The sequence below is a fragment of the Parafrankia soli genome, from assembly GCF_001854695.1.
Lineage (GTDB): Bacteria > Actinomycetota > Actinomycetes > Frankiales > Frankiaceae > Parafrankia > Parafrankia soli.
On record NZ_MAXA01000259.1, the window covers coordinates 1 to 14155 of the forward strand.

Annotated in this window: 16 protein-coding genes and 2 pseudogenes; 9 read left to right on the plus strand and 9 right to left on the minus strand. The window is 69.4% G+C overall.

What is annotated here, in order from left to right; genetic code table 11:
* The 4 genes from BBK14_RS30440 to BBK14_RS30455 all read right to left on the minus strand — a co-directional run.
* Window positions 1-866: replication initiator (locus tag BBK14_RS30440; protein WP_420849204.1), on the minus strand; the 866-nt coding region annotated here is incomplete at its 3' end.
* A 673-nt stretch (window positions 867-1539) separates the two neighbouring features.
* Complete coding sequence (locus tag BBK14_RS30445) at window positions 1540-2028, minus strand: hypothetical protein (protein ID WP_071066615.1); 489 nt, start codon at window positions 2026-2028, stop codon at window positions 1540-1542.
* Window positions 2029-2056: 28 nt separating this feature from the next.
* On the minus strand, window positions 2057-2368 hold the full coding sequence (locus BBK14_RS30450; RefSeq protein ID WP_241831974.1) for a hypothetical protein: 312 nt from the start codon (window positions 2366-2368) through the stop codon (window positions 2057-2059).
* Window positions 2365-2649, minus strand: a complete 285-nt coding sequence (locus tag BBK14_RS30455; RefSeq protein ID WP_071066616.1) for a DUF397 domain-containing protein — start codon at window positions 2647-2649, stop codon at window positions 2365-2367. Before BBK14_RS30455 ends, BBK14_RS30450 begins: the two co-directional genes overlap by 4 nt.
* Before the next feature lie 309 nt (window positions 2650-2958).
* Here BBK14_RS30455 and BBK14_RS30460 point away from each other — a divergent pair, with 309 nt between their 5' ends.
* Both BBK14_RS30460 and BBK14_RS30465 read left to right on the plus strand, forming a co-directional pair.
* Complete coding sequence (locus BBK14_RS30460; RefSeq protein WP_198541480.1) at window positions 2959-3744, plus strand: helix-turn-helix domain-containing protein; 786 nt, start codon at window positions 2959-2961, stop codon at window positions 3742-3744.
* A 2-nt stretch (window positions 3745-3746) separates the two neighbouring features.
* Window positions 3747-4214 (plus strand): NUDIX domain-containing protein, encoded by a 468-nt coding sequence (locus BBK14_RS30465; RefSeq protein WP_071066617.1) that lies wholly within the window; start codon window positions 3747-3749, stop codon window positions 4212-4214.
* A gap of 661 nt (window positions 4215-4875) precedes the next feature.
* Here the strand turns inward: BBK14_RS30465 and BBK14_RS36175 are convergent.
* Window positions 4876-5229, minus strand: a complete 354-nt coding sequence (locus tag BBK14_RS36175; RefSeq protein WP_083391358.1) for a hypothetical protein — start codon at window positions 5227-5229, stop codon at window positions 4876-4878.
* 229 nt (window positions 5230-5458) lie between these two features.
* Between BBK14_RS36175 and BBK14_RS30475 the strand changes: the two genes are divergently transcribed.
* Together BBK14_RS30475 and BBK14_RS30480 are read left to right on the plus strand one after the other, a co-directional pair.
* Window positions 5459-5683: a helix-turn-helix transcriptional regulator gene (locus tag BBK14_RS30475; protein WP_071066618.1), complete on the plus strand. Its 225-nt coding sequence runs from the start codon at window positions 5459-5461 to the stop codon at window positions 5681-5683.
* A gap of 72 nt (window positions 5684-5755) precedes the next feature.
* Window positions 5756-6332 (plus strand): annotated as a pseudogene (locus tag BBK14_RS30480) (SAM-dependent methyltransferase); the annotation flags it as partial.
* Between the two features lie 125 nt (window positions 6333-6457).
* Here the strand turns inward: BBK14_RS30480 and BBK14_RS30485 are convergent.
* The gene (locus BBK14_RS30485) at window positions 6458-6796 is read right to left on the minus strand and encodes a Dyp-type peroxidase (RefSeq protein ID WP_071066619.1); all 339 of its coding nucleotides are present in this window, start codon (window positions 6794-6796) and stop codon (window positions 6458-6460) included.
* 98 nt (window positions 6797-6894) lie between these two features.
* On the opposite strand from BBK14_RS30485, the gene BBK14_RS40920 reads away from it, so the two are divergent.
* Both BBK14_RS40920 and BBK14_RS30495 read left to right on the plus strand, forming a co-directional pair.
* A complete protein-coding gene (locus BBK14_RS40920) occupies window positions 6895-7062 on the plus strand; it encodes a hypothetical protein (protein WP_241831975.1) in 168 nt (55 codons plus the stop codon).
* Complete coding sequence (locus tag BBK14_RS30495) at window positions 7059-8018, plus strand: M56 family metallopeptidase (RefSeq protein WP_071066620.1); 960 nt, start codon at window positions 7059-7061, stop codon at window positions 8016-8018. The genes BBK14_RS40920 and BBK14_RS30495 overlap by 4 nt, the downstream gene beginning before the upstream one ends.
* A gap of 88 nt (window positions 8019-8106) precedes the next feature.
* Here BBK14_RS30495 and BBK14_RS30500 read toward each other — a convergent pair whose 3' ends face one another.
* Both BBK14_RS30500 and BBK14_RS30505 read right to left on the minus strand, forming a co-directional pair.
* Entirely contained in the window at window positions 8107-9519 is a 1413-nt protein-coding gene (locus BBK14_RS30500; RefSeq protein ID WP_071066621.1) for a serine hydrolase domain-containing protein, read from the minus strand.
* Window positions 9520-9687: 168 nt separating this feature from the next.
* Window positions 9688-10293, minus strand: a pseudogene (locus BBK14_RS30505) (3'-5' exonuclease); the annotation flags it as partial.
* Window positions 10294-10525: 232 nt separating this feature from the next.
* Between BBK14_RS30505 and BBK14_RS30510 the strand changes: the two are divergent.
* The gene (locus BBK14_RS30510; protein WP_071066623.1) at window positions 10526-12037 is read left to right on the plus strand and encodes an alkaline phosphatase PhoX; all 1512 of its coding nucleotides are present in this window, start codon (window positions 10526-10528) and stop codon (window positions 12035-12037) included.
* A gap of 203 nt (window positions 12038-12240) precedes the next feature.
* On the opposite strand, the gene BBK14_RS30515 is transcribed toward BBK14_RS30510, so the two are convergent.
* On the minus strand, window positions 12241-12546 hold the full coding sequence (locus BBK14_RS30515) for an SHOCT domain-containing protein (RefSeq protein ID WP_071066644.1): 306 nt from the start codon (window positions 12544-12546) through the stop codon (window positions 12241-12243).
* A gap of 287 nt (window positions 12547-12833) precedes the next feature.
* On the opposite strand from BBK14_RS30515, the gene BBK14_RS30520 reads away from it, so the two are divergent.
* Window positions 12834-13226, plus strand: coding sequence for a BlaI/MecI/CopY family transcriptional regulator (locus BBK14_RS30520; protein ID WP_071066624.1), 393 nt, complete (start codon window positions 12834-12836; stop codon window positions 13224-13226).
* Between the two features lie 65 nt (window positions 13227-13291).
* Window positions 13292-14152, plus strand: a complete 861-nt coding sequence (locus tag BBK14_RS30525) for a M56 family metallopeptidase (protein WP_241831977.1) — start codon at window positions 13292-13294, stop codon at window positions 14150-14152.
* Window positions 14153-14155: the final 3 nt, after the last annotated feature.

A 14155-nucleotide genomic window follows, 5' to 3' on the forward strand; every position in this document is an offset into this window, starting at 1 on the left:
TTCGTCCACCGGCCACCGACCCCACCGAAGCTCCCCACACCGGCGTGGATCAACCGACCCCAGCAGGACGGTGACGAGCCAGACCAGTCGGACCAGGCCGGGTAACTAAATCTGCGAGCAACTCGCCTCAAACAGCTTGACGGATTCCGCTCCGGAGGAGCCGAGCCGGGACCGTCCGGCCCGTCGACCCGCACCACCACATGCAGATGCACCACCCCACGTGCCTGCATCTCCGCGACCTTGACGAACGACAGCCGCACCGCCCGCCGCAACCCCGCCACCGTCAGCCCGGCAGCCGCCGCTACCGCCGATTCGGTGGCGTCGCGGGTGGCCTTCCACAGCCGGGGCACGAGCGCGTTCCACACCACCGTCCGGCCGTAGCCGTAGCAGTCCGCGCAGATCGGTGCGCCGAGCCGGGAATCATCCTCACGATGCCGTTCATGGCAGCCCGCCGGCCGACCATGCGGACAGGTGCCCCGCCGGGGGTGACAGGCCCGCACCGGACCGGTCTTCCCGCCTTGCTGACGACGGGAATGCACCGGCCCGAACGACGGCGCGGTCAGCGTGACGAACCACGCCGGATGCCCGGTGACCGTCTCCGGGACACCCTTGCCGCCCGCCAGGCCCGCCAGGACGAGCCGCCGCGCGTCCCGCTTGTACACCGCCGAGCAGGCCGGGCAGGCCGACTCCCGCCGGTTGTTGCACCGCACATGCAGAACCCCGCCGGGCTGATCCGAACTGGTGAACGCCCGGCGGATCTCACCGGTCGCGGTATCGATGTGATCAACATGGCCGGTCAGGCGGATCGGTCGGGAACAATCACCAGCGACCGGCCGGTTTTCGGGCAGGCTCACGCCCAGGGTCACGGGATTCACCGCGTCCTTTCACCCGCACGACACCCCGACCAGCCCGGAAAAGAACACAGGCCAGCACGGGCACCGCACGGTTACGGCAGGAACGGAAAAGGAACGGGAACAGCCGACACATACCCGACGGGCCATCCGCCGTACACCCATCCCACACCGAAACACCTGCACAATGCCACACACAAAACCGTGCTAATAGTTGGCAGCGCAGATGGCATGCGAAAGGGCAGCGAAGCCGGCACGAGACCGGCACCGCAACGGCACGAAAAAGGAACGGGAAGCCCGGGGAGCGTCAGCCGCCGCAGCGGCCTACCCGCTTCGAACCCGAACCACCCGACACCACGACAGCACACGCCACCGGCACACCTGCACCACCCCAGACGGAACGTCAACACGACCGGAACAGACCACGCAAACGCGTGACCCAAGGTGCAGCAGCCCGAGCCCGTCCGTGCCGCTCCCAGGCGGCTCGCATGTGGACAGCCCGACATGTGGCGTACTGCCGTACAAAGATGAGATTGAATATGGCGCAGGGTCGCTGCCCTCGACTGCCATCACCCACTATACCGGCCCAGGCCGGATGAAACCAGCGAATACGACGACGACCCCGAACCGCCGGCGAGGGGAAGCCGGAACAGGTTCGGGGCCGTCAGCCCGTGCAGATCACATCAGGTCAGGATTGCGCCATCAGGTCCCGGAACGGGAACATCACCTCCCAGACCTCGACCTCCGACACGGCATCACCGTCACGCAGCCGTACCCGGTAGCTGGAGAAGCTCACCCCGGCCGGGACGACATCTGACGGGGGACGGGCCCCGGTCATCACGATCCGAGGGTCCGCACCCGCGACGAGCCGTTGCCGCCGCACACGGGTACCGACCGCCCACGCCACCCGGGACTGTTTCAACGGGGTGACCCTGCGGTGCAGCAGCACCAGGCCCACCGTCGACAGTTGCGCTACCCCGATCCCCGCCCCGACCATCACATCCGGGTCGACGTCCAACACGTCGCACAGCAACATCTCTTGATCGTCAGAGTCGGCGTGCAGCGGTTTCGGGAGCAGACCGACGATCAGCCCGTCGTGGTAGCCGATCCGCAGCTCCGGCAACCCACCCACCTCGAACTCCCAGCGCGACGTATCCGCCACCGCGAGCCCGCTCACCGGCCCCACCTCGACCGCCGCACCGGCATCACAAGATGACGATCCGACCCAGCCCGACGAACGGCAGCGCCATGTACTCCTCCGGGCGTAACCCCAGGTCGAGCGCACACCGCGTCGCATCGGCGGCGTCGACGAACGGCGCGACCACCCGCACCCCCGGCACCACCAACGCCCACACCCCCGGCGGAGTGACCACCCCCCGAGCGGTCACTGGCCACGCCGACGTGGGAACGCTGGCCGTCCTGCGCATACCACCACGGGTCATCGTCATCGTCATAGGCGTATTCGTCCTCCCCGGCGTCGTGGTCCTCCTCCTCACCGTCGTCCTCACGATCGTCACTGCTGCTCATCGGACCTCCCCGTATCCGTTAAATCGTTGAACTCCCCGTCACCCACCCCGGCCAGGAACGCCCGCCACTCGGCCATCGAGAACAGCAACGCCGGACCATCCGGGGAACCGGCCTGACGCAGCACCACCCCCACCCCGACCGACGCCGACGCGAACGCCAACGGCGCGACCTCCACCGCCGCCTCACCCGCCCCCGACGCCCGACGCCACACCAGCCGCTCCCGGCCATACGCCGGCACCTCAAAGTCCAAGCCGGCCGACCACTCCCGCATCCACCCATCCACCCCGCATCACCTCCCCACGACGAACACGGACAGAGAAAGCGGCAGCCCCAGGCAGGGCATTGGATGTGTCGCCCTAACGACGCCCCACCCGAGACCACCAGGAGACACGGCGCCTCTCCTACACCGGCAGGCCAAGACGCCGTGCCTCCCACTCGCGCGGCTCCAGCCGGGGGGACGACCCCAAGCCCGACCAGAACCGTGAGAACAAGGGTCGACGCCACGCCGGGACGTCCCTACCACCCATCGGGGACGTTTGGGACGCCTAGAATGCCGTCCGGAACGTCCCGTCAGGAGGGTGTGAACATGTCGGCTCAGGGAACAAGCGAGCGTCTGCGAGTGGCGATGGCAGCAAACGGTGTGGAGGTCGAATCCCTTGCGCGATCCGTCGGCGTCGACCCCAAGACAGTGCAGCGTTGGTTGAAGGGACGCCTTCCCCACCCACGTCACCGGTGGAAGGCGTCCGACGCACTCGGCTGCTCCGAACAGGACCTCTGGCCAGAGATCGCGATCGCTAACGCCTCAGGAACCGCTGCCACCGCGGAGATCATGTCGGCCTACGCGCGACGCGCCGACACCCCGGTTCAACTCTGGTCCCGGATGCTCGACCGCGCCACCACCTGCGTTGACCTGCTCGGATACGCGATGCTGTTCTTTCCCGAGCAGCACCCTGACCTTCCAGAATTGCTCACCGACAAGTGTGCCGACGGCCTACAGGTCCGAATCCTGCTTGCTGACCCCTACTGTCCCGAAACCGCGATCCGCGACGACCTTGAAGGACTCGACGGCACGCTATCCGGACGTATTCGCTCCACCGTCCGCCACTTTGAACCCCTACTCGACAACCCCGGGGTCGAACTGCGCTACCACCGCTTGCCGCTTTACAACGCCATCTACCGTTTCGACGACCAGATGCTCGTCACCCCGTACCTCTACCGGCTTCACGGCTTCCAACATCCGCTGCTGCACCTCAAGCGGCTCGGCCCCGCCGGAATCTTCGAGTCCTACGCCCACCAGTTCGAAGCCATCTGGACCGCCCCCACCACGACCCAGAGCCCCACCGCCTACCCCGAACAGGAGATCTAGAGATGGGCCGGACCGACTATTACCACGACCCCAACGCGCCCACAGCGAACTCCCTTGTTGTCGGAGGATCCGCCATCGTCACCGACAAGGACGGCCGCATCCTTCTGCAACGACGCACCGACTCAGGCAACTGGGCGCTCCCAGGCGGCACCATGGACATTGGTGAGACCTTCGCTGAGTGCGTCATTCGCGAGGTCAAGGAAGAGACTGGCTTCGACGTCGCCATCACCCGCATCGTCGGCATCTACTCCGACCCCGCGCACGTCTTCGCCTACGACAACGGCGAAGTCCGCCAGCAGTTCAACATCTGCTGCGCCTGCACCATCACYGGCGGCACCCTCACCATCAGCGACGAGTCCACCGACGTTGACTTTTTCCCAATCGACGACATCGAGCGCCTACAGATCCACGAGACRATCAGAATCCGCATCCGCGACCATCTCACCAACACTACCCCTACCCTTCGGTAGTCATCCGATAGCGAGGCGTGATATTGAATAGGTTCACCAAGATCGTCGCTAATGTTCTGTACGGGTTCAAGGGCGCCCCTTCGGGGCGCCAACCACCACGCTGACCAGCCAGAACGCCGAGGCCAGGGCGCCGCACGCGCCACGCCGAACGGGGCCCCGTCCGGCCCGACCGCGCGCGACGGGGCCCCGCCTCCCTCCGGTCGGCACCCCATCGGCGCGTCGGACCGGCCGCCCATTCGGCGCGTCGGAGCGTCGCACGTGTCACGGCAACAACCAGGCTGCTGGAACGTCCGACGGTGCATGTCCAGAACACGGGGGCTCCGCCCCTCGACCCCGGCCACCGCTCCGGAGGAGGGGGAAGAACCGCCGCAGGTCACCAGGAGCCGGGGGGCACGGGACCGCTGATCGCCTCCGTCGGTCGGACACCCGAGGGGTTACCCCAGAACCTCCCGACCGTGCAAGAGCGCACAGCACCCAGCAGGCACGGCCGGAGCGTCGACGCTCTTGCACGGCCAGGAGAACCCGGGGTAAGGCGCAGCCTGCCCGCCCGACGGAGGAGATCAGCTCAGCCAGGGGTCTGGGAAAGAGGAAACCCGTTGATCACCAAAGTGGCCGGCATCCCAGTCCGTAGGATGCCGGCCACCAGCAGAATCACGCAGGCTTACGCCCGCGCGGGACGACGACGGCAGAGGATGTCTGCCAGCGCGACGACCGACCGGGGGTCGAGGTAGACCAGCTCACCGACGAGCCGCTCACCGGTCGGACCGTTCGGCGCCGCCAGCAGAAGCCTGTGCAGAGAGTCCTGGTACGACGTCCACGCGGCAGGACCGGCAGGTGTGTCGGGGGGAACCCAGCCGCCACCGACGCCGGACCCGCCCTCACGCATCGAGCGGAAGATCAGCGTCACATCCGTACCGCCCCGCGTGACCGGCCGGTGATCGACGTAGACGATGCTCGGCAGCGTCGCCGTCACGTCGATGAAGTCACGCAACAAGGCACCCGAGGACACCGTCACGTCAAAGACGCTGTCCGGTCGGGGGTCGACAGCGACGAACGGTCGACCCCGGTAGGCATCCCAGCCGCCACGGCCAGACGAAGGCGGAATACTGGTCACGGGTCACTCTCCTGTGAACGCAGGCAGTGATCAAGGTTCCGGTGGGTGTTGGCTCACCCGCCGGAACCGCCAACACCCACAACAATACAGCTAGGCGCTGGAAAGTTGGGGTGAACGCTAGTATTCCCCCGTGGAGGACGACCCCCTGATCGGCTACGCGGAGATCTCAGGACTCGCCGGGATCAAGGCATCAACCTTGCGCGGCTACCGCGCCCAGGGACGTCTACCCGAGCCGGACAACACCGAGGTATCCGACCGGCCCCGCTGGCGGACGAGCACGATCACGGCGTGGCTCGCGAACCGGCCCGGACGCGGCGCCCGAACAGACCTCCGGCCACCGGACCCCGCCACGTAGACGCCGGAGGACCGACCCCCAAGGGCGTGTGGCATGGCTCACACTGTTCGGTGTACTTCGTGAAGTTAGTGCACCGGCATTCCCACCAGCCCGAACCTCCACGAGGTCGCGCAGGGGATCACCCCCGAGGCAAGAGTGGTGTACGCGGACAACGACCCGATCGTGCTCACCCACGCCCGCGCCCTGCTGACCAGCAGCCCACAGGGGCGCAACCGCCTACCTCGACGCCGACATCCGCGACCCGGCCCGGATCCTGCGCGCACCGGAACTGCTTGACACCCTCGACCTGACACAACCGGTCGCGCTGTCCCTCGTCGCGATCTTCCACTTCATTCCGGATTCCGACGACCCCTACGGCATCGTCGGCACCCTCATGGACGCCCTTCCCGCCGGCAGCACCCTGACGCTCACCCACGTCACACCCGACTTCGCCCCGCAGGAGGTGGAACGGCTCGCCGAGATCTACCGGAAGCAGGGAATCCCCGCCCGGCCACGTACCCACTCCGAGGTCGTCCGCTTCTTCGACGGTCTGGACCTCGTCGACCCCGGGGTGCAGCTCCTGCACCGCTGGCGCCCCGACGACGACACGCCAACCGGCGTGACCGACGCCGAGGTCGGCGGATACGGGGCCATCGCCCGCAAAGCCTGACACCCGGCGAGCAGCGAGAGGAGATGGCCGTGGAGACGGGCCCGGATCCCGGCGGTCGACCCAGAAGCGGTCATCGAGAACGACGGCGGTGCGCGACGGACAGGCCGGCCGAGTCGACCGTGTTGTCAGGCGAAGAGCTTCTGGCCCCAGTACTGTCCTGGCTGGACGCCCGGCGGGCAGGCGTACAGGCCGCTGCCGACGTGCTGGATGTATTCGTTGAGCGCGTCGTTGGACCTGCCGGCCAGTGATTTCTGAATTGTGACGAACTGGGTCCGCGGGTCCCGCTGGTAGGCGATGAAGAACAGCCCGGCGTCGAGGCGGCCGAGGTTGTCGGTGCCGTTGGTGAAGGAGTAGCCACGGTGCAGGATCACGGCGCCGTTGTTCTGGGTCGGGTGGGCGAGCCGTACGTGGGCCTTGGAGTCGACGACCAGCTCTCCGGCGGAGTCCTTCGCCGCGAAGTCCAACGGGTCGAACTCGTCCTGTTGGCCGAGCGGAGCTCCGCTACGCCTACCAGCTGGTCGGCAGCCTGCCCGAAACCCAGGCCGGGCTCACCGCGCGCCAGATGCAGAAGCTGCTCGACGCCGGCGTCGATCGCGCTACGGTGCTGTCCCGGTTCGTCGACAGCCTGGACGAAGACTCCGAACAGATCCTGCGGGACCTGCTCGCCCGACACTCCGAGCCCGACGAGAAGCCGCCGGGACCGGACACCCGGAACCGGAGACCGAGATGACGACGCTCACTCTGGTGTTCCTGCTCGCCCTGGCCCTGTTTCCGGCTGTCGTCGGCCTCGCCGGGAGCAGGGCCGCGGCGGACGCGGCCCGATACCTCCCGCCGGTGGCGGCGACCGTGCTCCTCACCACATTCGCGGTGACGGTGTCGGTGGCCGTCGAGACGATGCTGTCGCTGTCCGCGTACCTCGGCACGGTTGATCTTTTTCCCGCGGCGCACCCGCACGACTGGTCGACCCCGATCCTGCGCGCGACGCTGCCGATTCCCCACGCGGCCGGCCTGGCCACAGGGGCGCTGGCGGTCATCCTGCTCGGCCGGACCGGCGTCCACCTCATCCGGGTCGTGGTGGGCGCGCGCCGGACCGCGGCCGCGGCCGCGGCGTTGCCCGCGGTGGGCGGACTGGCGATCGTCGACGACACCGCCGCGCACGCCTACGCCGTTCCTGGCCGCAACCGACGCGTCGTCGTCTCCACCGGCATTCTGCGCCTGCTGACCGGGCCGCAGCGTCGGGCGCTGCTCGCACACGAGCAGGCCCACCTGCGTCACCACCACCACCGCTACGCCCAGCTGACCCGCCTCGCCGCCGCGGCCAACCCCCTGACGGCACTGATCGCCCCCGCCGTCGACCATGCGATCGAGCGGTGGGCGGATGCCGCCGCGGTCCGCGCGGTCGGTGACCCGTCCACGGTGGCCCACGCGCTGGGCCGGGCCGCGCTCGGCCGGCCCGCGGCGCCGCCTCACCGCCCCGGCGCCGCCCACGATCATCCCCACGGTCTCGGTGCCGCCCACGATCATGTCGTCGACCGGGTGCATGACCTGCTCGATCCGCTGCTCCGCCAGACCCGGGCGGGTGTCCTGCTGGCGGTCGCGACGATGCTGTGCTGGGCCAGCACCGCCGCGGTCGTCCTCTACATCCACGGCGTCATCGAACTGGCCGAAGCCACCGTTGCCCGCTGATCCGCATTCCTGGAACCGTGGGAGCCGCGCGTGCGCCTGGCGGCCGCGGTCTGGCCCGGACGCTCGGACCGTGCTCCTGGAACACGGGTCAGTATGTCCGCCAGCCGCCCGGGTCGAGGCCGCCGGGGATGTCCGCGTCCGGGTCGTAGGGCGTGCGGGAGAACACGAAGGTGCCGATGTCCAGGTGGCTGACCGCGCCGTCCGGTGCGCGGACGACGCGCAGTGTCTCACCCGCGTAGTACCCGTCCAGCCCGGTCCAGGTGCCGTCCGCCTCAGCACGGAAACGGGCGCCACGGCCCGTCTGGCTCTGCGGGATGAGCTCGAGCCCACGGTCGGCGCGCAGATGCAGCAGGTGTGGCGACGGGCCCCAGTGCCACAGGCCGGTGAGCGCCAGAAGCGCTGGATCGACGGCCGGCAGCGGGCGCCACGGGTCCGGGATGCGCGGCTCGTGCTCGGCGACGATCCGGATCAGGTCGGCGGCGATCAGCGCCACCGCCGGCCCAGCGGTCACGTTCGCCAGGACGACGGCGGCGACATCGTCGCGCTGACTCACCAGAACGGCGGCCAGGAACCCCGGCATCGAGCCGAGGTGGCCGTACAGCAGTCGGCCGTCCTGCCGTCGTAGTTGCAGGCCGAGTCCGTAAGAGGTGGTCCAGCCGTCTGCCTCGTCCGGGCCGGAGGCGGGCTGGCGCATCTCGGCGAGGGTGTCGGCGCTCAGAACGGCCTTGTCGCCCTGCGCCAGGAACGCGGCCCAGCGGGACAGGTCGGCGGCGGTCGACCAGAGCTGACCCGCCGGCGCCATCACACCGGTGTCCTCCAACGGCTCGGGCACCATCACATCCGCCCAGGGATGCACCCCGAAGCCGCCGGCGTGCGGTGCCTGTGGGGAGAGCGTGGTCCGGGTCAGGCCGAGCGGCGCCAGCACCTCCTCGTGCAGCGCGTCGCCCCACGGTTGTCCGCGCAGCCGGCTGACCAGCGCTCCGAGCAGCGCGAACCCGGGGTTCGAGTAGTGGAAGCGGCGGCCCGCCGGATGGCGTACCGCCGGCTCGTGGAGCACGTCGTCGAGCAGTGGCCGCAGCGTTCCAGGCGTGCGTTCCCACCAGGGACCGGGCGGCTCGGACGCGAGGCCCGAGGTGTGGCCGAGCAGCTGGGCGATCGTCAGGGCCCCTGCCCCGGCCCCCGGCCCCGCCGCGGTGCCGGGCAGGTGACGGTCCAGCGGATCGGCCAGGTCCAGTACGCCCTCGTCACGCAGGCGCATGACCTGCACCGCGACAAAGGTCTTCGTGATCGAGCCGATCCGGTACTGGACGTCGGCGTCCGGGCTGTGCCCGTCGATCATGCTCCGACCGTCGGCCCAGACCAGCCGGCCGCCGCGCACGACCGCGCCGACCAGCGAGGGCGTGCGCCCCTCCGCCTGCCCGACCGCCAGCCGGTGCAGCAACGCACGGCGGGTGCCCGGTAGCAACTCCTCGGACGGCGACTCCTCCGACGGCAAGGTCATCGCTCGTTTCTAGTCCGGCACAGGCGCCAGGACCAGTCCGTTTACGGAGAACCAGCCCGTTGGCCCGGGCGACCGCGCCGAGCCAGCACGCGGACGGCCCTGGCCTTCTCGGCCGCTGTCGCAGGCGCGCCCCGGTAGCACGACCCGGGAACGACCGTCGCGGGCGGATCACGCGGGGCGGATCGCCGGATCGAACGGGGCGAGGAACGGGCTCTGGGGGCCATGCCAGGAGACCGACAACTCCTCCCGCGCCCGGGTACACGCCACGAAGAGCAGACAGCGCTCTCGCTGGACGTCCTGGGCGTGCGCGATTTCGTCCTCCCCAGCTGGCGTTACCGCGCTCGAGGCGGGAACCTGGCGCTCGCCGACGCCAAGAACCGCCAGGCACCGGAACTCCAGCCCCTTCATCCGGTGCATGGTGCCGACCACGACCACCGGTATGCCGAGTTCCCGCAGGCTCACGCGGTTGTGGTAAATGCGCTGGTGGGCATCGCCAGCGACGAATATGTCGTCCGCGTCTGGCGCGACCGCCGCCCGCAGGAAGCGCCACCGCACCGGGCTGAGGTCCTGTGCCTCGTCGATCACGACATGCCGGTATGGCCGTTGTGGCCGCTGTTCCAGCAGGCATGCCGCCTCGACACAGATCATCTCATGAGTCCAGCGGCCGGAGGCGCGAAGATCTCGATCGAAATGCTGCCAGGCGGCCCACACCTGTGCCCGCCGACGAGGCCCGAGCGGACGGCCCCGCCCGACCCGACGTGCCACCACGGTTCCGTCCGACGCGCAGACCGTTTCCCCAGCCGGCGGGCTCCCGGGGGAAGCATCGACCGCGATCTATTAACGAATCCTTCATATCGATGCCACCTGTTCCCACCTGCGGCGGTACCAGAAGGACTGGGAGGGTCGGCCGCGGTGGCCGTCCGCCTTCGGCGCAATACCTCCTTCACAGGTGACGGCGGGCGGTCACCGTCATGCAGGGCTGACGAGGGATGTGGATGTGACTTCGATGGACAGGCGGACTCTGCTGGGACGCGGAGCGGCCGTGGCAGGCGGCGCGGTCGTGGCCTCGGCGCTGCTGCCGGCACTGGACAACGCCGCGCTGGCAGCGTCGCCGGCTCGGGGCGGCAGCGACCAGGCGGGTGGATACGGCCCGCTGTCTCCCCTGGTGCCAGCCAACGAGCCGACCGGCCAGCCGTACCTGGCGCTGCCCGCCGGGTTCAGCTACGTGGTGTTCGGCAAGACCGGCACCCCTCTGGTCAGCGACCCTGGGACTCTCAACGGGACCAGCCATGACGGGATGGCCGCCTTCGCGCTGCGCGGCGGCAGGGTCCGCCTGATCCGCAACCAGGAGGACCGCCAGCCGGCCGGTAGCGGCTCGGTCGCCGGCCCGGCGGCCACCAAGTACGACCCGAAGGCGTTCGGCGGTGTCACGGTCCTCGACTACGACCCCAGGACCCGCACCCTCGTCAACGACTACATCGGACTCAACGGCACCATCGTCAACTGCGCGGGCGGCATCGCCTACCGCGGACGGGGCTGGATCACCTGCGAGGAGACGATCGCCGGCCCCGCCAACGGCTACGACAAGAAGCACGGCTACGCCTACCTCGTCCCCGCCGACGCGGGGAAGACCGTGCCCGCGGTGCCGCTGACCGCCCTCGGCCGGTTCGCCCACGAGGCAGTCGCCGTCGACGACCGGACCGGCTTCGTCTACCTGACCGAGGACGCCGGCTCCGGCCGCGGCTCCGGCTTCTACCGCTTCCTCCCGAACGACCCGAACAAGCTGGAGAAGGGCGGTCTGCTCCAGATCCTCGCGATCAAGGGCCGCGCGCAGGTCGACCTCCGGCAGGGGCAGAAGGCCTCCGCCTGGCTGCCCGTCGAATGGGTCGACATCGACGACCCGGACCCCGACACCATCGTCGAGGCGGACAAGCCCGGGGCGACGAGCGTGTTCGCGCAGGGCTGGGCCGGGGGCGGCGCGAAGTTCAACCGCCTCGAGGGCATCTGGGCGGCGAAGAGCACGATCTTCTTCTCCTCGACCAGCGGTGGTGACGTCAAGAACGGTGACGTGAACTCCGACGGGTACGCCGAGGGCTTCGGCCAGATCTGGGAGTACGAGCCCGGCAAGGGGCAGGGCACCCGCGGCGGACGCCGGCACACCGACGGGGGGCGCCTGCGTCTGGTGTTCGAGTCCCCCGGCGGCTCCGTCCTCGACTCCCCGGACAACATCACGATCAGCCCGAAGGGCAGCCTGCTGCTCTGCGAGGACGACGCCTCCGACGACGGGGACCTGCACCCGCTGGCGCCCGGCGTGGAAGACGTGAACCGGCTGATCGGCCTGACCCGGGCCGGGAAGACCTTCGAGTTCGCGGTCAACCACTTCAGCAGCGCGGAGTTCGCGGGCGCCTGCTTCGCCCCCGACGGCAGGACCCTGTTCGTGAACGTGTTCGGCGGCGTCGAGGTGGGCAGCGGCTTCACGGCCGCGATCACCGGCCCGTGGAACCGCGGCGCCCTCTAGCCTCACCACGCCCTCTTCGGTGTCGGAAAACGACACCGAAGAGGACCTGTGAGCTACGGCGCGGGAACGGCCCGTAGTAGGCCCAGCCTCGGCTCTGCGGCTTCGTGTGTGGGCGGCTTCGTGTGTGGCCGTGGCCATGGCCATCACGGTTCCACGTGGCCGAGCACCACGTTTTCGAGGCGGTGCTCCGGCGTGCCCTGCGGTCAGTGTTTGACGAGGCGGGCGGTGTCTCGGAGGGTCGCCAGGCGGGCGCGGTACTCCTGTTCGTCGATCTCGCCGCGGGCGAAGCGGCCAGCCAGAACCTCCTCGGGTGAGGGTACGACTGGTCCGTGAGCGGCTCCGGGCTCGCTGGACGAGCGCGTTGCAGGACGTCTCCGTTCGTCGGAGCGGATCAGGGCCCGCACGAGCAGCACCGCCCCGGTGATGAGCACAGCCCAGAACAGCAGCATGCCCATGGACATGGCGAACCAGCCCCAACCACTGATATCATGATCATTCCAGTACATCATCACACAGTTACCTCCCGGAGCGGCGGGGTGACAGCAATGCGGTAAGACCCGCACCGCGCCCCTGCCCCTGCCCCTGCCCCTCAAAGCGTGCGCCCTCCGCCGTGGGAGCGCAGGGGACGTTCGCCCCAGCGTGTCCGGCCGACCGGCAGGCCATCTCGGTACACACAGGCCATCTCGGTACACATTCGTCTCCGGCAGCCGCATGGTCGGCCCCGCCCCGGGTAGGACCGCGCCCGCGTCAGCGAGAGCTGTGATGGCATACGGGCGAGTGTGTCGAAGGGAAACGTGTGGAGCAGTTGACTGACCTGGAAGYCGCGATCATGGATCGGGTGTGGTCCGCGCGAGGTCCGGTGGCGGTCCGCGACGTCCGGGAACTGCTCAGTCCGACCCGCGTGCTGGCCTACACCACGGTCATGACCGTCATGGACCGGCTGTACCGCAAGGGCTGGCTGACCCGGGAGCGCTCCGGCCGGTCCTACCACTACCAGCCCGTCCTGAGCCGCAGCGCGCACACGGCACGGATGATGCGCTCCGTGCTCGCGGAGGCTGACGATCGTGGTCTGGCGCTGCTCCACTTCGTGGAGGCGATGGATCCCGGCGAGTACGAGACGTTGCGGGAGGCGGTGCGCTGGCATGCCGGCAACCGTGGCGATGACGGCGAGGGCCCTGCGCGACGATGATTTTCGGGATTCTGATCCTTTACATGGTTGCTGTCGCGTGGGGCCTTCCGCGTTGTCTTCGTGGCATGTCGTGGACGTCGCGCACCCCGCGGCTCGCGGCCGCCACCTGGTTGGCGGGAACGGTGTCGGTCGTGTCCATGGCGGTGCTGACCGGTGCGCTGCTCGTCGTGCCCCTGCACGCGATCGGCGACATCGTGGTGCTGCTCGTGCAGTGGTGCGGGTGGACCGAGCACGCCTTCCCCGTCCTTCCGCCGTGGACAGCGCCGCGGCTGGTCGGGCTGGGCCTGGTCGGGCTGGGGCTGCTCCGGCTCGTGCAGGTCGGTGTCGCGGTCACGCATGCCCGGTGGGCGGACCAGGCCCGGCACCGGCACGACGTCCGGCTTCTGGGACGGTTCCATCCCCGGCTGGGGATCTACGTCCTGGATCACACGAGACGCGGGGCGTTCTGCCTGCCCGGCAAGGGAGGCACCGTCGTGGTCACCCGCGGGGCGCTGCGTGTCCTCCAGCCCGCGGAACTCGACGCCGTGATCGCCCACGAACGCGCTCATCTGACGGGCAGGCACCATCTGATCCTCACGGCGGCAGCCGTGCTCGCCCGCGCGTTCCCGACTGTGCCGCTGTTCGCCGTCGGCCACGAGGAACTACGCCGACTCGTCGAACTCGCCGCCGACGACAGCGCGGCGCGCCGCAGCACCCCACGCGTGGTCGCCCAGGCCGTGCTGCGGCTCGCCGCTCCTCCCAGTCCTCTGCTGGGGATGGCGAACACCGCGGTACACCAGCGGGTGATCCGTCTCATGGCCGACCGTCCGCCGCTGTCTCGCTCCACGGTCCTGGGCCGCGTGCTGCTCGTCGGCCTGCTGCTGGCTCTCCCCCTGCTGGTGACGACCATCCCGGCGTTGAGCGACCTGACAGACCACTGCGCATGACCG